The following is a 17,155-nucleotide window of genomic DNA, read 5'->3' on the forward strand; positions in this document are numbered from 1 at the left end:
GCTATCTGTTTTTATTTTTGAGGAAACCATGAGCGCTATCGTTGATATCATCGGCCGCGAAATTTTGGATTCGCGCGGCAACCCCACCGTCGAATGCGATGTCCTGCTCGAATCAGGCACCATGGGCCGCGCAGCCGTGCCCTCGGGCGCTTCTACCGGTTCGCGCGAAGCAATCGAGTTGCGCGATGGCGATCTGAGCCGTTATCTGGGCCGTGGCGTATTGCAGGCGGTAGAGCATGTGAACACCGAAATCTCCGAGGCCATCATGGGCCTGGATGCTTCGGAACAGTCGTTCCTCGACAAGACCTTGCTTGAGCTCGATGGCAGCGACAACAAGTCGCGCCTGGGTGCCAACGCGATGCTGGCCGTCTCCATGGCGGTCGCGAAAGCCGCCGCCGAGGAGGCTGGCTTGCCGCTGTACCGTTACTTCGGCGGCTCGGGCCCGATGCAAATGCCGGTGCCGATGATGAACATTATCAACGGTGGCGCGCACGCAAACAACAGCCTGGACATCCAGGAATTCATGATTATGCCGGTGAGCATGCCGACGTTTCGTGAAGCGCTGCGTTGCGGCGCCGAGGTGTTTCACGCGCTGAAGAAGATCCTGTCGGATCGCGGCTTGAGCACCTCGGTCGGCGACGAAGGCGGTTTCGCCCCGAATTTCGCGAGCAACGAAGAGTGCCTGTCGACCGTACTGCAAGCAATTGAAAAAGCGGGATATCGTGCGGGTGAGGATGTTCTGCTTGCGCTCGATTGCGCTTCCACCGAGTTTTATCACGACGGCAAATATCAGCTCGCCGGCGAAGGCCTGCAGTTGTCGGCGTCGGAATTTGCCGATTACCTCGGCACGCTGGCGGATAAATTCCCCATCGTTTCGATCGAAGACGGCATGTCCGAAAACGATTGGGACGGCTGGAAGATTCTGACCGACAAGCTCGGTAAGAAACTGCAACTGGTGGGCGACGACTTGTTCGTGACCAACACGCGCACGCTCAAGGAAGGCATCGATCGCGGCATCGCCAATTCGATCCTGATCAAGATCAACCAGATCGGTACCTTGACCGAAACCTTTGCCGCCGTCGAAATGGCCAAGCGTGCGGGTTACACGTCGGTGATTTCGCATCGCTCGGGCGAAACCGAAGATTCGACCATTGCGGATATCGCGGTGGGCCTGAACGCCGGTCAGATCAAGACGGGATCGCTGTCGCGCAGCGATCGTATTTCCAAATACAATCAACTGCTGCGCATCGAGGAAGATCTTGGCGATATCGCCAGCTACCCGGGCCGTTCAGCGTTCTATAACCTGCGCTAAGTAAGGGCGGAACTCCGCGATGATACAGATGGCGCGGCGGGGTCTCCGAGGCCGGGTGTCGCTGGTGCGACGCCCGCCATCCGTCTATCTTGATTTCACACTCTGACTCGGCGAAGGCCTCCCGGCAATGCGGCTTGTCACTGTCGTTCTGATCTCCCTGCTGATACTTATCCAGTATCCCCTTTGGTGGGGCCACGGCGGGTGGCTTCGGGTTCGCGACCTCGAGCATCAACTCGTGGCGCAAGAACAAAAAAATGAAGACCTGAGGCAGCGCAACGAGCGGCTCAAGGGCGAAGTGCAAGATCTGGAGCAGGGCACCGATGCCGTTGAAGAGCGAGCCCGCTACGAATTGGGCATGATCAAAGATAGCGAGATTTTCGTGCAATTCGTTTCACCGAACCAGCCCTTGCCGATCGCCTTGAGCAGCGTCGCGATGCCGGCCTCCTCGACCCGTGGCGAAATGTCGGCCGCGCCCGCACGTGTGGTGCCGGATCCGCCGCCGCGGACTTTGCACGACAAGAAAAAAGCGGGCAAAGGTGCGAAGGGGACGGCGACGCTATCTGCAGCAAACGCCAGTCATACGGTAAAAAAATAGCCGCTTTCTCGAAGCGGCTATTTTGCTCATGATGCGTGCCCACACCTCGCGCTCATATCTCTAATTCCGATACCCGTTCGGCTGGGCCCTACGCCGATCAGTGTTTTAATTCGGGTGCCTCGCTCATTGCGGTCGTGATCGCATCGGTCGCAAACAGTTGCGCGACATCGACCGCATCGAATTCATAGCGTTGATTGCAAAATTCGCAGTGCACTTCGACGTCGCCGCGTTCCTCGACGATGTCGTCGACCTCATCGCGCCCGAGCATGCGCAGCATGCCCCCAACCTTGCTGCGTGAGCAGGAGCACAGGAAGCGGGTGGTCGCCGGCTCGAAACGTCGCACGTTTTCCTGCCAGAACAGGCGGCGCAGCAGTGTCTCGGAGTCGACACCGAGTAGTTCTTCGTGCGTTAGCGTCGCGCTCAAATGGCAGACGCGATCCCAGGTATCGAGATCGTGCTCGCCCGGATGCGGCAGGATGCCCCCGTCGCCCGGCAATTTTTGCAGCAACATGCCTACGGCGCGATCGTCGTCTGCGGCCAGCCACAGGCGCGTGTCGAGTTGCTCGGAATGGCGCATGTAGTGTTCCAGGACCTGCGCCATATTGGTCAGCGGACCGTTCTCATCGGACAACGGCACGATGCCTTGATAAGGCTGCTGGCCAGGCATCTTGTTGGCCGGGTCGAGCGTGATGGCGCAGCGTCCACCGCCATTGACGTTGACGAGCTCGGTCAGCGTCGCCGCATCGTCGATGTCGCCGATAATTTTGGCGGTGGCCCGCATGGTCATGTCGGAATTGCACTGGACCACCAGCATCTTGACCGGTCCGTCGCCGTGGATCTGCATCACCAGGGCGCCGTCGAATTTGAGGTTGGCACACAGCAGCGCGGCGGCGGCCATCATTTCACCGAGCAGCACACGTATGGGCGCCGGGTAGTTGCGACGCGCGAGCACCTCGCGCCAGGTAGTATGCAACGCAACTATCTCGCCGCGTACCGGCGCGGTGTTAAACATGAATTTCTGCAACTGATCGTTCACGACAACCTCATATTCTTGAAAAGAAACGCACGCTTGGATGCGCGTGCATGTGCTTGCTCGTACTTGACTGTTTCGACGGCCGCAGTATTAATCTGCCGCTTGCCGCTTGCCGCTTGCCGCTTGCCGCTTGCCGCTTGCCGCTTGCCGCTTGCCGCTTGCCGCTTGCCGCTTGCCGCTTGCCGCTTGCCGCTTGCCGCCGCTTTATGCGATCCGGACCAGGCTTTCTTTGAACAGGCTGCGGCGTTCGACGTAGCTGGCCGTGGCGGAGCGCATCCGCTCGATGTCAGCGGCCCCGAGTTCGCGGACCACCTTGGCCGGCGCACCCAGGATCAGCGAGTTGTCGGGAAACACCTTGCCTTCCGTCACCACCGCGCCGGCGCCCACCAAGCAGTTCCGGCCGATGACCGCGCCGTTCAGAACCACCGCCTGGATGCCGATCAGCGAGCCTTCCTTGATCGTGCAGCCGTGCAACATCACCTGATGGCCGATGGTGACCTGCGCTTCAATATTGAGCGGGTAGCCAAGATCGGTATGCAGTACGGCGCCTTCCTGCACATTGCTGCAGTCGCCGACCGTGATGCGCTCGTTGTCGCCGCGTATGACTACGCCGGGCCAGACGCTGGAGTTCTCGCCCAGCGTCACTTTGCCGATAACCGAGGCCGATTCGGCCACAAAAGCCGTTTCATGAACGGTAGGGACATTGTTACCAAGCTTGAAAATTGCCAACTTGAGCTCCTGAAGTCCGCCGGGCAACTGCCGGAAGTCCTGCAAAAAGGGGGCATCGATACCCAATACCCCTATGATTCGGGGGCAATCGGCGCTCGCTGCATACGAAAATAGTGAATGCCGGTTAGCATGCGTCAAGTACCTATTGTAAACCGCCTCGCAACACGAGAGCGTCTAGCATGGCCCACGGGCCGCACCGCCCGCCGGCAACGGCTTTGTTCGGTCTGCTTTGTTTGATCCGCGTTATTTGGTTGGCGCCGTTCAGTCCGCACGCTCAGTCCGCGTGCTTAGTTCGCCCGATTCACCGGATTTGCCGCGTCATGCATGCGTTATCACGTCCGACATCAGCAGATGGGCCCGTTTTACCGAATTTCAACCTTATTGATCGAACGTCCAGATGAATTTCCCCGTCCCCCTGGAGCCGCCCGTCCCCTTGCCAGGGCCTGATTCCCTGGAGAGCGGCGCGGAACTGCGCGCAGCCGCGCGCGCAATCTGCCGGGTACGCGATCCGTGGGCGAAAGCCCATGCGACCCGGGAGTTAGCCACGCGATACGCGCGCGATGCCGTTACCGTGGATTGCGACGCTACCCTGACTGAGCCGGCGGATCTGCCGGGGCGCCCGCAGCGGCCCGAACTGGTCGATCCACGCCAGTTGGAGCGGCGCAGCATGCATACGGCGGCCGGCCGTGCCGTGTTGCTGCATGCGCTGACCCATATCGAATTCAACGCAATCAATCTGGCGCTGGACGCCGTCTGGCGTTTTGCTGGCATGCCGCAGGCGTACTACACGGACTGGCTCAAAGTTGCAGACGAGGAGGCGCATCACTTCAGTCTGCTCAGCGCGCATTTGGTCAAGTTGGGCCATGCTTACGGCGATTTCACCGCGCATGACGGCTTGTGGGAAATGGCTCGCAAGACCGACGGCGACGTGCTCGCACGCATGGCACTGGTACCGCGCACACTGGAAGCCCGCGGCTTGGACGCGTCGGCACCGATACGCGCGAGGCTGGCGCAGGCGGGCGATCACGCCGCGGCAGAAATTCTCGACGTGATCCTGCGCGACGAAATCGGCCATGTGCTGATCGGCAATCGCTGGTTTCGCCATCTATGTGAAGCGCGTGGCCTCGAGCCTCACGCAACCTACGAGCAGTTGGCGCGGCAGTACGAAGCACCTCGCCTGAAAGGGCCGTTCAATCTGGAGGCCCGGCGTGCGGCCGGCTTCGACGCGTTCGAACTCGCCGCGCTCGAAAACCCGTCGCTCGAAACACCACCGCCATTTACTGGATAGCTAAGGCATGCAAACTCACATCACCGAATTTTTGACCGTGCACGGTCAGCGTCTGGCGATCCACCAGTGGGGGCCCGCCGATGCGCCACCTTTGTTCATGCTGCATGGCTGGATGGATGTGGCGGCCTCGTTCCAATTCGTGGTCGACGCGCTTAGTCAGCCATGGCGCGTGATAGCCCCCGATGCCCGCGGGTTTGGCCAGTCGGCGTGGCCGGTACGGGAAAAGGGCGGCGGCCACTATTATTTCCCCGATTATCTGGCCGATCTCGATGGGGTGCTCGATCACTATGCGTCGGGACAGCCCGTCAATCTGGTCGGCCACAGCATGGGCGCCAATCTGGCCTGCCTGTACGCGGGCGTGCGCCCGCAGCGTGTGCGGCGCGTTGTGGATCTCGAAGGTTTCGGCATGAACGCGGGCAAGACCGGCGATGCGCCCCGGCGTCTAGCCCAATGGCTGGACGCGTTGCGCGACCCGCCACGCATGCGTGCGCACGAGGCGCTGGACGGCGTGGCCGCACAATTGCGCCGCACCAATCCGCGCCTGAGCACCGAGCGCGCTGTATTTCTGGCCCAGCATTGGTCGACGCGCACCGCCGACGGCACGTACGAAATTCTGGGCGACCCCGCGCACAAGATACCCGGGCCCACACCGTATCGGCTCGACGAAGTCATGGCGATCTGGTCGCAGATCCAGGCGCCGGTGTTGCACGTCGAAGGGCGCGATTCGATCACACTTCGACGTATTGCGGGCGATACCCCTGAGGATGAGTTTCGGGCACGCTTCAAGGCGTTTCCGAACTGGCGCGAGACGGTTATCGAGCAAGCGGGGCACATGCTCCATCACGATCAGCCTGAAGCGGTGGCGGCCCTGATCGAACGCTTTTGCGTGTAGGGCGAAGCCCGAGCGGGCAGGCGCTGCGTTACAATTAGGCATGTCCTTAGAAAACACGATGATAAACGTCGACTTGCATTGTCATTCCACCGTATCCGATGGCCTATTGCCGCCATCGGACGTCGCTCGTCGCGCGCATGACGGTGGCGTGACGCTATGGTCGCTTACCGATCATGATGAAATCGGCGGCCAGGCGGCGGCACGCGAGGCGGCCGAGTCGCTCGGAATGCATTACGTGAACGGTGTGGAAATCTCCGTGACCTGGGCGTCGCGCACCTTGCATATGGTTGGGCTAAACGTCGATATTTCCTGCGCGGCTCTGACGCAGGGGCTCGAGCAAACGCGCCACGGCCGGCTTGCCCGTGCCCAGGAAATCGGTCGGCAGCTAGCGCTGGTGGGCGTGCCCGACTGCTATGAAGGCGCGCTGAAATACGTCGGGAACCCGGACTTGATCTCGCGCACGCACTTCGCCCGCCATCTGGTGGAGAGCGGCGTGGCGAAATCGGTCAGCGATGTGTTTGCGCGTTACCTGAGCGAAGGCAAGCCCGGTTATGTGGCACACCGCTGGGCGTCGCTGCCCGACGCGGTCAGTTGGGTCAAGGCGGCGGGTGGCACCCCGGTGATTGCGCATCCGGGGCGGTATCGATATACGCCACTCGAGTTTGACGCGCTGTTCGATGAATTCAAGTCGCTGGGCGGGGACGCAATCGAAGTCGTGACCGGCAGTCATACCCCCGACCAATTTCGTGAATATGCTGACGTTGCCCGTCGCTATGGCTTTCGCGCCTCCCGTGGTTCGGACTTCCATGATCCGGCTGAACCGTATACGGTGCTGGGCGGGTTGCCGCAGTTACCGGCGGATCTGACGCCGGTCTGGCAAGACTGGCTGTGAGTTGCCCGCTTATCTGCCCGATGGGTTGTTCGCTCAGTTGTTCGCTTGTTTATCCGCTTATTGATCCGATTAGTCGCCTGCTTGGTTGCCCGCCTAGTTGCTCGATTAGTCGTCGCTTTATGGTCCGTCGGCTTTCAGGATTGTCTTGACCTCATGTCACAGTTTTTCCGGATTCACCCCGAGAACCCGCAAGCGCGGCTGATCAAGCAAGCCGCCCAAATCATCGACGAGGGCGGCGTGGTGGCGCTGCCCACCGATTCCAGTTACGCGCTGGCTTGCCATCTCGACGACAAGGACGCGGTACAACGCCTGCGGCGCATCCGCGGCATCGATGAAAAGCATCACCTGTCCTTGCTGGTGCGCGACCTATCCGAACTGGGCCAGTTCGCGATGGTCGACAACCGTCAGTACCGGCTGCTCAAGTCGGTGATGCCGGGCCCTTACGTATTTATCCTGGAAGCTACCAAAGAGGTGCCGCGGCGCTTGTCGCATCCGTCGCGCAAGACCATCGGCCTGCGCATGCCCGATCACGCCATTACGCTGGCCTTGCTGGAGGCGCTTGGGCAGCCGTTGCTGGCCACCACGCTGATCGTGCCGCCGGAGTGCGAACCGCTGAACGACCCGGAAGAAATCCGCGCACTGCTCGAAAAACAGGTCGACCTCGTCATCGACGGCGGCGCATGCCCGCGCGAGCCTACGACCGTGATCGACCTGACTGGCGATGAACCGGTGCTGCTGCGGCTCGGCCGCGGTGCATTGGAGCCGTTTGGATTGTCGGTCCAAACAGCGTGAAACCGAGTCTGAAATCGAGGCCGAAACCCAGTCTATTACCGTCTGCCGGCGGTTAATTGCGGGCCGGCGCGCGTCACTTGATACAATAGGTTCCATGGATAATTCGTTAATACAGGCCTTTACGGTCTATGCGCTGCCTGTGCTTTTCGCGATCACTTTGCACGAAGCGGCGCACGGGTATGTCGCCCGTTTTTTTGGTGACAACACGGCATATATGTTCGGGCGCGTCACGCTGAATCCGATGAAGCATATCGACCCGATGGGTACGATTGCGATGCCGCTAATCCTGTACTTCCTGACTAACGGCGCTTTTTTGTTCGGTTACGCTAAGCCGGTGCCGGTCGCGTTCGGCAATTTGCGCAATCCGCGTTGGCACGGCATGTGGGTCGCGCTCGCGGGTCCCGCGAGCAACTTGCTGCAAGCGATACTGTGGACCTGCATCTTCAAGGCGCTAGGTGAATTTGCCGGCGACTCTTCGTTGTCGCATTTTTTAGTATTGATGGCGCGAGCCGGCATCCTGGTGAATCTGGTGATGTTCGTGTTCAACCTGTTTCCGGTGCCCCCGCTCGACGGTGGTCGCGTGCTGGTGGCCTTGTTGCCGACAAAAGCGGCCATCCGGTTTGCTGGAATCGAGCGCTATGGTTTTATTATCGTGATGCTGCTGGTCTTCACGGGCGTGCTCACGAATATCTGGTTGCGTCCGCTGGTGAGCGCAATCATTGGTCTGCTCGACCTGGTATTTTCTTTTACCGCTTTTTAGTCGACTCTACCTACCCAAGCTATGTTTCCTGATCGAATTTTTTCCGGCATGCGTCCGACCGGCTCGCTGCATCTTGGCCACTATCATGGTGTGCTGAAAAACTGGATCCGGCTGCAAGCCGAGTATCCCTGTTTTTTCTGCGTGGTGGACTGGCACGCGCTGACTACCCACTACGAAACACCGGATGTTATCGAAAAGAACGTTTGGGAAGTGCTGACCGACTGGCTCGCGTCCGGCATCGATCCGGCTCAGGCGACGCTGTTTATCCAGAGCCGCGTGCCCGAGCATGCCGAGCTCGCGTTGCTGCTGGGCATGAGTGCGCCGCTGGGTTGGCTCGAGCGGGTGCCGACGTATAAAGAGCAGATGGAAAAGTTGAAGGACAAGGATCTTTCGACGTATGGCTTCCTCGGCTATCCGGTGTTGATGGCGGCCGACATTCTGTTGTATCGCGCTTCGCTGGTGCCGGTTGGCGAAGATCAGGTGCCGCACGTGGAGATGACGCGTGAACTGGCGCGCCGTTTCAACTATCTGTACGGGCGCGAGCCGGGCTTCGAGCAAAAGGCCAACGAAGCGGCCAAAAAGCTCGGCGGCAAGCGCGCCAAGCTTTATCACGTATTGCGCAATGCCTATCAGCAAGACGGCGACGACGAGGCGCTCGAACGCGCGCGCGCGATGCTGCAGGAATCGCAAAGCCTGTCGCTCAACGACCGCGAGCGCTTGTTCGGCTATCTGGAGGGCTCGCGCAAAATCATTCTGGTCGAGCCGCAGGTGTTGCTGACCGAAGCTTCGCGTATGCCGGGGCTGGATGGGCAGAAGATGTCGAAATCCTACGGCAATACGATAGGCTTGCGCGAAGATGCGGTAAGTATCGAAAAGAAAGTGCGGACCATGCCGACCGATCCAGCGCGCGTGCGACTCACCGATCCGGGCGACCCTGACAAATGCCCGGTCTGGGAGCTGCATCAGGTCTATACGGACGCCGCGACGCATGACTGGGTGCAAAAAGGCTGCCGCACGGCGGGCATCGGGTGCCTGGAATGCAAGCAGCCCGTGATCGACGGGATTTTACGCGAACAGCAGCCCATGCTCGAGCGCGCCCAGAAATACATGGACGATCCGTCGCTGTTGCGCGCCATCGTGGCCGACGGCTGCGACAAAGCCCGCAAGTATGCCGTCGAGACGATGCGTGAGGTGCGTGAGGCGATGGGCTTGTCTTATTCGTAACCTCAAGCCACGCGAGTTATAGCCACGCGAGTTATAGCCACGGTATACGACACTCCCGCATCCACGATGCCGCTATCCGCTATCCGCAATGCGCATGCCGGCATTTGACCATCCGGCATCCGAGCCTAGCGGAGGATTTGCGAACATGTCCGAATCAAGAACATCGGGTCACGAAGCCGCACCCGTCAGCGCCTGGGTTGGCCAGTGGGCGCATTTGATCGCCGCGGGCGGCAAGGTGCTCGATCTGGCTTGCGGTTCGGGGCGTCACACGCGTTGGCTGGCCGCACGCGGCCATTCGGTACTGGCGGTCGACCGCGACGCAGCGGCGCTCGCCACCTTGGCCGATCTTCCGGCGGTCGAGACCCTGCATGCCGACCTTGAAGCGGGCGCGTGGCCTTTACCGGCACAGCTAGCGTTTGCAGGTGTGGTTGTTACCAATTACCTGCATCGTCCGTTGCTGGCAAAATTGCCGGAAGTGCTGATGCCGGGCGGCGTACTGATCTACGAAACATTCGCCGCCGGAAATGGCGTGTTCGGCAAGCCATCGAACCCCGATTTCTTGCTGCGGCCGGGCGAGTTGCTCGACGCCGTGCGTGGCCGGTTGCGCGTGGTGGCATTCGAGGACGGCCTGCTTAAAAAAGCAAGCCTGCGACCCGGCCCGGGAGCATGGCCGGCTCCGGCCCTGATACAGCGCATCGTCGCCGTACGCGAGCCGATCTGGCGTTCTTCGGAGGCCGGAAACGAGCCGCTTCATTACGCGCTACTACAACTTTAGTGAATTGGCGGCGCGATCAGCTACAATCGCAACTTACTGAATAAAGTGCAGATTTTTATGTCAAACGGCAATTCCACAGGAAATTCCCTTTTCGTTCGCGACGGCGTGCCGGCAGTCACCGGTAGCATCGTGGCCATCGTTACGCCGATGCTGGCCGACGGCAGTCTGGATCTGCCGGGTTTGCGCTCGCTGATCGACTGGCATGTCGCCGAAGGCACCGCTGCGATCGTGATCGTCGGCACGAGTGGCGAATCGCCGACGGTCAGCGTCGATGAACACACGTTGCTGATCAAAACCGCGGTCGATCACGCCGCGCGCCGCGTTCCGATCATCGCCGGCGCGGGCGGCAATTCCACGGTCGAAGCGGTGGCGTTGACCGAATATGCAAAGCAAGTGGGCGCAGATGCGACCTTGCAGGTTGTGCCTTACTACAACAAGCCGACCCAGGAAGGCATGTATCGGCATTTTTCGACGATCGCCGAGCGTGTCGATCTGCCGGTGATCCTCTACAACGTGCCGGGACGCACTGTCGCCGATTTGAGTCACGACACGGTACTGCGCCTCGCGCAGGTGCCGGGTATCGTGGGCGTGAAGGACGCAACCGGTAATCTGGACCGCGGAATCAACCTGATCAAGCATGCGCCGCGGCATTTCGCGATCTATAGTGGCGATGATCCTACCGCGACCGCGCTGATGCTCATGGGTGGCCACGGCAATATTTCGGTCACGGCCAACGTCGCGCCTCGCGCGATGGCCGAGTTGTGCCGTGCCGCGATCGCGGGCGATGCCAGGACTGCGCGTGAGCTCCATATGAAAGTGTTGGCATTGCACCGCCATCTCTTTATCGAAGCGAATCCGATTCCGGTCAAGTGGGCATTGCAGCAACTTGGCAAGATCGAAAGCGGCATCCGCCTGCCATTAACCCCGCTCGACGCCAGTTACCACGATATCGTGCGCTCGGCGTTGCAAGAAGCCGGCCTGCTGAATAAGTAGACGGCGACCGTGTCATGCTCACGGCCCGCGCGGCATGTGGACGATGACACTATTTAGTTAGATTGAAGGACTTATGAGAAGCTCTGACCGTATCCGCTCCGAATACTCCCGCACCCCGACGTGGACTCACGCGTTGCGTATTTCCGCTGCGCTGCTCGCCGTGTGTTCGCTAGCGGCCTGCGACACGCTGGACAATTACTTCGCCGGCGATAAGGTCGATTACTCGACCGCCAGTGCTGCACCGTCGCTGGCCGTGCCGCCGGGCCTGTCCACACCGACGCTCGACAAGCAGTTCACGGCGCCCCCGGCGACGGCTGCGTTGGGCGGCGTGCCGGACCGGATCAAAACCGCGAGCGGTAACCTGACTGTGGGCGTGCCATCGCAGAGCGACCCGCTGGGTATGCATGTCGAGCACGATGCGAAGCAGAGCTGGCTTGTGGTGGACGGCCGCACGCCTGAGCAACTGTGGCCGCAACTGAACGATTTTTGGACGAAAAACGGCTTCGTGCTGACGACCGATTCGGCGCCTACCGGCGTGCTGGAAACCGATTGGGCGGAAAATCGCGCAAAAATCCCGGACGATTGGTTCCGCAAGTCGATCGGCCGCCTGTTGGATTCGGTTTATTCGTCGGGTACCCGTGACCGCTTCCGCACGCTGGTTGAGCGCGGCCCCAACGGCACCACCGATATTTTCATCACGCACCGCGGGATGGAAGAAGTCGTTACCGGACAGGACAAGGAAACCACGCGTTGGGTCGATGCTCCGCGCGATCGTAATCTCGAAATCGCGTTTACCAAACGTCTGATGGAGACCTTCGGCCTCACCACCGAGCAGGCTCAACAATTGGTGGCGCAGTCGCCAGCAGTCGATCGTGTCCAGGCACTGGCCGACGGCAGCGCGTCGACCCTGATCCTTCGGGAGCCGTTTGACCGCGCCTGGCTGCATGTCGGCGTGGCACTGGATCGTAGCAACTACACGGTCGCGAGCAGCGACAAGAGCCGTGGCCTCTACACCGTCAGCTACGTCGACGCAGCGCAAGAAACCAAAGCCGACGGCCTGCTCAGCAAGATTTTCGGCAGCAAGACTTCGCGTCCCCAACCCGGCAAGCAATATCTGGTGAGCGTGAAGTCCGTCGGTAACGGGGCGCAGGTCGCCGTGATCGACCCGTCCGGTCAGCCTGATGGCTCGTCCGATGCCAAACGCTTGGTCACGCAGTTGCATTCGCAGCTCGACTGATCGTCCGGATGCGATGTTCCAGTCTCGGCAGCGGCAGTGAAGGGAATGCGCTGCTGATCGAGGCCTCGGAGGGCGGGACGACCACGCGCGTTCTGCTCGACTGCGGCTTTTCCCTGAAAGAAACCGAGCGACGCATGGCGCGGCTCTCGCTTGGGATCGGCGATCTGGACGCCATTCTCATTACCCACGAACATTCCGATCATATCGGCGGCGGCCTGACCGTCGCGCGACGCACTGGTGTGCCGATTTTCATGAGTTGGGGCACCGCCCAAGCGGTCGGAACGATTCCTGTCGACGTCGACTTGCAGCTATGCAAAGGCGGCGAGATGCTGGAATTGGGCGATTTGCAGATTCTCCCCTTTACGGTGCCGCACGATGCGCGCGAGCCGGTGCAGTTCACGTTCTCCGACGGCGATCGGCGTCTTGGCGTGCTGACCGACATTGGCATCGGGACCGCGCATGTCACCGAGGTGCTGAGCGGGTGTGACGCGCTGATACTCGAATGCAATCACGATCGGCAGATGTTGGCGCAAAGCCAATATCCCGCTTCTTTGAAGGCGCGTATCGGCGGGGATAGGGGGCATCTGGCCAACGATGCTGCCGCTGCCATCCTGGCCTCTCTAGACCGTTCTCGGTTGCGTCAATTGGTTGCGGCTCACTTGAGTCAGCAAAACAATTCGGCCGAACTGGCGCGTGCCGCGCTGGCCGACGTGGTCGGCCACGAACCGGCGGATATTCTGGTGGCGACCCAGGCGGAGGGGTTTCCCTGGCTGACGGTCTGACCCGCGGATTCCTTTCCAGATGGGGCAGAGGAAAATGCAGAAAAAAGACGAAAAAAAACCGGCCCGTAGGCCGGTTTTCTACGTAGCAGCCTGCCTTATTGGCTGGCGCCCGATGCCGGTGCGGCCATCGCTGCAGAAGCCGAAGCGTCCGAAGCCGGAGCCGACATAGCCGACGATGCCGACGTGTCAGCCGGAGCCGATGCCGGTGCTACAACTGCGGGAGCCGAAGCGGAGGTGTCTGCGGCCGGAGCTGCTTGGTCGCTGCTCTTGCTGCATGCTGCCAGTGCGAAAGCTGCAATCAGGGAAGCTACGAGGAGGGATTTCTTCATGATCACGTCCTTTTATGGTTAAAGGTAATTAACAGCGAGTAAGCAACAGCACGAAATTCCTGACCATGATGCGCTATGGCCGACTCTAGCCCAAACGGATACAGTGCCGTTGGGCACCGGGCCCCGAATGCGGCAAGCCCATAATTATAGGCAATTTCAAATCGAGCGTCGATATAACTCGGGACTCGGGAACACGCATTGCACCCACAAAATTTCATATACTGGAATGCAGATTTTCCTCGAGGAGAACCTTAGCTAATTCGCATCCAGCCCGCACAATACCATTCGTACAGGAGGATTGACATAGGAGAATCGTGAGATAGTGTTACAAAATTTTGCTGTGTCAGGCACCGATTATTTGCCAATTTCACTAACAACGGCTTTAATTCGGCGGTCAATGAACAGCGCTCTCCGTTGATGTAATAACAGCGCGCGTCGTATAGAAAAATTGTCTTCAAATCGAGCTGAGCGCCCCGCTGGATAAGCTTTTTCACGAAACTCGCATACGCGAGGGGACTCTGCGGCGGATCGAAGAAAACATGCTGTTTAGGCTCGCTTAAATAGCTGCCGAGAAATTGTTCGATGTCCTTTTCAGTCCAGCGAATTTTCGCCAGCATTTCTGAGACTTTTCTTGCCATATGTGCGGGTATGCGCGCCGGCTCGTCGGTAGCCGGTTCGCCTGCGTCGCTGTAGCGCGCCGCCTCGCCCCCCTTAGTTACCTTGGCCGCCGCGCCACGCGCCGGGACATCGCCCAGATGCTCGGCTAAATCGTACAGAAACTGACTTTGCAGTTCGGTAACCTGGGGCGCTCGAAATCCAATCGAGCAGGTGATGCATTCCCCCACAGCAACCCCATCATGGGCAATATGGGGTGGCAGATAGAGCATATCGCCCGGTTCCAGCACCCATTCTTCGTCGGCCGTGAAATTCTGCAGCACTTTCAGGGGCAAATCCGGCACCAGCGTCAGGTCTTTCTGAGCGCTGATGCGCCAGCGCCGCGTGCCGTGCACTTGCAGCAAAAACACGTCATACGAATCGAAATGGGGGCCGACGCCGCCACCATCCGTTGCGTAGCTCATCATGATGTCGTCCAGCCGCGCATCGGGGATAAATCGGAACTGATTCATCAACGCATGCGCACGCTCCTGGTACAAATTCACGCCTTGCACGAGCAGTGTCCACTGCCGTGTCTTGAACGATGGCAGATCTTCGGACTCGAAGGGACCATGTTCGAGCTGCCAGCGTTGTTTTTGCTGGCGGATCAGCCGGGTCTGGACATCGTCCATTTGGGCCAGTTCGAGCAGTTCGCCGCGGGCTATCAATGCGCCAGGGTTGGTCAGCGCTTGACGGATCAGCAGCGGTTTGCGATGCCAGAACCGACGCATGAACTGGTTGGGCGTGAGCCCTCCGAGCAGCGCAGTACTTTCATCGGGGGACGGCACGGTTGCCGGGGCGTCGGCAGGGGCGGGAGTGGTGCGAATCGAGCGAGGGGGCCTTGAAGGCATCGTATAATGTGGGTTGAAATTTGGAGATTCGAATGAAAATCGTGAAAAACACGGTTGTATCGCTGGCTTACAAGTTGTCGGACGCGCAAGGCAATCTGATCGAGGAAAGCGATGAGCCGATGGTGTATCTGCACGGCGGCTATGATGGCACGTTCCCGAAAATCGAGGAAGCGCTGGACGGCCAGGAACCGGGTTTTGCTACCCAGATTCAGTTGGAACCCACCGATGCATTCGGCGAATACGATCCCGAACTGGTGAAAATCGAAACACGCGGCCGTTTTCCTGAGCCGCTCGAAGTAGGGATGCAGTTTGAAGGCACACCCGAAGAAGGTGATGACGATCTCGACGCGCTGATTTATACGGTCACCGATGTGGCAGAGGATAAGGTCGTATTGGACGGCAATCATCCGCTGGCTGGCATGGCCCTGCGATTTGACCTGACCGTGGCCGATGTGCGCGAAGCGACACCCGAGGAAATCGAGCACGAACACGCTCACGGTGCCGACGGCGTCGAAGTGATGCATCCCGAGGACGAGGAAGACGAGGATACGGGACCGACGCTGCACTGAGCGACAGGGTGCTATCGCGGGGCCGTCAGTGGCGTTATGCGGTAGCACATGGCAGCACGCGCAGCAGCAGCTTGCGCTGCTTTGTGGGTGCCTTTGTGGGTGCATTAGGCACGCGCATTCGTTACTGCGGTTGCGAGGAATGTGCCTTAGCGTCGTTGCTGCTCTTATCCTGCTCCAGCAAGTTGGGCACCGTTTCGGCGGGCAACGGCAGTAATTCAGGCGCTGTCACGCCGCTGGCGGAGTCGGGTAGAGCATAGTGCGGCGCGGCGCTTTGCGAGCCGCCATCGAGCGGCACATTCATCATATCGGCCGGCACTTGGTGCGTGGCAACCCGAAACCCGGGTTCATGGCCGGTGACCACTTCCACTGCGACCCAACGTTGCGCATCGGGCTGAGCGTCGATCTGCAACTGCCAGATATGAGTAACAGGCGCGCCTTTTTTACGACGCTCGGGCAATTCGAACCGGAAGGCCGGTCCCAATTTGGGCGGCGTTTCGCGCGCAGCGCCCTCAGTCTGTACCTGGAAGTTCGCTTGATGAACCAACAGCACCGGGCCACCGAACTGTTGCGCAAACTTAAGCAAGTCGCGCTTGAACTCCAGGTAAGGATCGCGCGGCTGCGCTTCCCCAAAATTAAACCAGTCGAAGGCGCCACGCTGACGCGGCTCCTCCCAACCCGGATCTCCTTCGATTGCGATGACCACGGCTTCGGCCCGGCGCCGCTCGCTGACGCGATAAGCGTGTTCCAACCAGTATCGGTTTGCCACCACACGATCTTCGAACTCGCCATTGCGCCCGCCGCCGCGCATAAAATGATTGGCGCTGCTGCTGACGTTCAAACCGATGAACAGCACCGGACCGTCCTGCCATTCGATGTTTTCGTGGAACTGGCGAAAGCGGGTGACGTCGCTTTCGCGCGTGAGTGGGAATGTCTTCTGGCCAAGCGATTCGGCGCTGTCCAGAAAATGTTCGCGTAGAAAGTCCAAGCGCTCGAGCGGATCGTATCCTCCCGCTTCCGGTAACTGGCAATTCACCCAATCGTTAGCACCCGGAATCAGGATCAGCGGCAACGGCGAGGTATTGAGCAGGTCCACGCGGCTTTGCAGCAAGGTATCGCTGCACTGTTCCCCGGCGAGCTTGAGGTTGCCGGTGTCGAGGATAAAACCGGGCTGTGCCGCGCTTAGCGCTGAGAGCAGGGTGCGCGTGGCGGATTCGCCCGTCGGGCCGGCCGGGACATTACCGATGACCGCGAATCGCACCAGCGGCGCGGCGCTCACGGGTGCGCTCACGAATGTGCTCAGGAAGGCACTCAGAAACAAGCCCACCAGCCCTGAAAGCATCCGCTTGGATGCTGGTAGCCGACGCAACGCAAGCCGCCGCTGGGCGGTGCGATCAATCACACGATTTGCACCACAATGCCCGGGCTCCGGTTGAGCCGCATCGGCCCGA

18 protein-coding genes are annotated in these 17,155 nt (G+C 60.1%); 13 read left to right on the forward strand and 5 right to left on the reverse strand.

The annotated features are described in order from the left end of the window. Nucleotides 1–28 precede the first annotated feature (28 nt). On the forward strand, nucleotides 29–1,312 hold the full coding sequence (gene eno, locus GSQ77_RS10260; protein ID WP_158901668.1) for a phosphopyruvate hydratase: 1,284 nt from the start codon (nucleotides 29–31) through the stop codon (nucleotides 1,310–1,312). A 127-nt stretch (nucleotides 1,313–1,439) separates the two neighbouring features. Beyond that, nucleotides 1,440–1,907, forward strand: coding sequence for a cell division protein FtsB (ftsB, locus tag GSQ77_RS10265; protein ID WP_158901670.1), 468 nt, complete (start codon nucleotides 1,440–1,442; stop codon nucleotides 1,905–1,907). 97 nt (nucleotides 1,908–2,004) lie between these two features. On the opposite strand, the gene hslO is transcribed toward ftsB, so the two are convergent. After that, entirely contained in the window at nucleotides 2,005–2,943 is a 939-nt protein-coding gene (gene hslO / locus GSQ77_RS10270) for an Hsp33 family molecular chaperone HslO (RefSeq protein WP_158901672.1), read from the reverse strand. A 201-nt stretch (nucleotides 2,944–3,144) separates the two neighbouring features. Next, nucleotides 3,145–3,669, reverse strand: coding sequence for a gamma carbonic anhydrase family protein (locus GSQ77_RS10275; protein ID WP_158902915.1), 525 nt, complete (start codon nucleotides 3,667–3,669; stop codon nucleotides 3,145–3,147). 397 nt (nucleotides 3,670–4,066) lie between these two features. Here GSQ77_RS10275 and GSQ77_RS10280 point away from each other — a divergent pair, with 397 nt between their 5' ends. The 10 genes from GSQ77_RS10280 to GSQ77_RS10325 all read left to right on the forward strand — a co-directional run bounded on the left by GSQ77_RS10280 (nucleotide 4,067) and on the right by GSQ77_RS10325 (nucleotide 13,304). Continuing rightward, the gene (locus tag GSQ77_RS10280; RefSeq protein ID WP_158901674.1) at nucleotides 4,067–4,957 is read left to right on the forward strand and encodes a ferritin-like domain-containing protein; all 891 of its coding nucleotides are present in this window, start codon (nucleotides 4,067–4,069) and stop codon (nucleotides 4,955–4,957) included. 7 nt (nucleotides 4,958–4,964) lie between these two features. Next, complete coding sequence (locus GSQ77_RS10285) at nucleotides 4,965–5,849, forward strand: alpha/beta fold hydrolase (RefSeq protein ID WP_158901676.1); 885 nt, start codon at nucleotides 4,965–4,967, stop codon at nucleotides 5,847–5,849. A gap of 61 nt (nucleotides 5,850–5,910) precedes the next feature. Next, nucleotides 5,911–6,741 carry a 3',5'-nucleoside bisphosphate phosphatase gene (locus tag GSQ77_RS10290; RefSeq protein ID WP_174246430.1) on the forward strand — a complete coding sequence of 277 codons (831 nt, stop codon included), beginning with the start codon at nucleotides 5,911–5,913 and terminating at the stop codon, nucleotides 6,739–6,741. Between the two features lie 153 nt (nucleotides 6,742–6,894). Next, complete coding sequence (locus GSQ77_RS10295; RefSeq protein WP_158901680.1) at nucleotides 6,895–7,533, forward strand: L-threonylcarbamoyladenylate synthase; 639 nt, start codon at nucleotides 6,895–6,897, stop codon at nucleotides 7,531–7,533. Between the two features lie 94 nt (nucleotides 7,534–7,627). Beyond that, a complete protein-coding gene (locus GSQ77_RS10300) occupies nucleotides 7,628–8,293 on the forward strand; it encodes a site-2 protease family protein (protein ID WP_158901682.1) in 666 nt (221 codons plus the stop codon). Nucleotides 8,294–8,314: 21 nt separating this feature from the next. After that, nucleotides 8,315–9,517, forward strand: coding sequence for a tryptophan--tRNA ligase (locus GSQ77_RS10305; protein ID WP_158901684.1), 1,203 nt, complete (start codon nucleotides 8,315–8,317; stop codon nucleotides 9,515–9,517). Between the two features lie 145 nt (nucleotides 9,518–9,662). Further along, nucleotides 9,663–10,292 (forward strand): bifunctional 2-polyprenyl-6-hydroxyphenol methylase/3-demethylubiquinol 3-O-methyltransferase UbiG, encoded by a 630-nt coding sequence (locus GSQ77_RS10310; RefSeq protein WP_158901686.1) that lies wholly within the window; start codon nucleotides 9,663–9,665, stop codon nucleotides 10,290–10,292. Between the two features lie 57 nt (nucleotides 10,293–10,349). Next, nucleotides 10,350–11,285, forward strand: a complete 936-nt coding sequence (gene dapA, locus GSQ77_RS10315) for a 4-hydroxy-tetrahydrodipicolinate synthase (RefSeq protein ID WP_158901688.1) — start codon at nucleotides 10,350–10,352, stop codon at nucleotides 11,283–11,285. 73 nt (nucleotides 11,286–11,358) lie between these two features. Continuing rightward, nucleotides 11,359–12,522, forward strand: coding sequence for an outer membrane protein assembly factor BamC (gene bamC / locus GSQ77_RS10320; RefSeq protein ID WP_158901690.1), 1,164 nt, complete (start codon nucleotides 11,359–11,361; stop codon nucleotides 12,520–12,522). Nucleotides 12,523–12,530: 8 nt separating this feature from the next. Further along, nucleotides 12,531–13,304, forward strand: coding sequence for an MBL fold metallo-hydrolase (locus GSQ77_RS10325; protein ID WP_158901692.1), 774 nt, complete (start codon nucleotides 12,531–12,533; stop codon nucleotides 13,302–13,304). 95 nt (nucleotides 13,305–13,399) lie between these two features. On the opposite strand, the gene GSQ77_RS10330 is transcribed toward GSQ77_RS10325, so the two are convergent. Both GSQ77_RS10330 and GSQ77_RS10335 read right to left on the reverse strand, forming a co-directional pair. After that, the gene (locus GSQ77_RS10330) at nucleotides 13,400–13,633 is read right to left on the reverse strand and encodes a hypothetical protein (protein ID WP_158901694.1); all 234 of its coding nucleotides are present in this window, start codon (nucleotides 13,631–13,633) and stop codon (nucleotides 13,400–13,402) included. A 251-nt stretch (nucleotides 13,634–13,884) separates the two neighbouring features. Next, nucleotides 13,885–15,138, reverse strand: a complete 1,254-nt coding sequence (locus GSQ77_RS10335; RefSeq protein WP_158901696.1) for a cupin domain-containing protein — start codon at nucleotides 15,136–15,138, stop codon at nucleotides 13,885–13,887. 32 nt (nucleotides 15,139–15,170) lie between these two features. On the opposite strand from GSQ77_RS10335, the gene GSQ77_RS10340 reads away from it, so the two are divergent. Continuing rightward, nucleotides 15,171–15,707, forward strand: coding sequence for a peptidylprolyl isomerase (locus tag GSQ77_RS10340; RefSeq protein WP_158901698.1), 537 nt, complete (start codon nucleotides 15,171–15,173; stop codon nucleotides 15,705–15,707). Between the two features lie 121 nt (nucleotides 15,708–15,828). Here GSQ77_RS10340 and GSQ77_RS10345 read toward each other — a convergent pair whose 3' ends face one another. Further along, a complete protein-coding gene (locus GSQ77_RS10345; RefSeq protein ID WP_158901700.1) occupies nucleotides 15,829–17,106 on the reverse strand; it encodes a hypothetical protein in 1,278 nt (425 codons plus the stop codon). Between the last annotated feature and the right edge of the window lie 49 nt (nucleotides 17,107–17,155).

Origin of the sequence: Burkholderia sp. L27(2015) (genome assembly GCF_009765705.1) — a bacterium.
In the GTDB taxonomy this organism is placed as follows: domain Bacteria; phylum Pseudomonadota; class Gammaproteobacteria; order Burkholderiales; family Burkholderiaceae; genus LMUX01.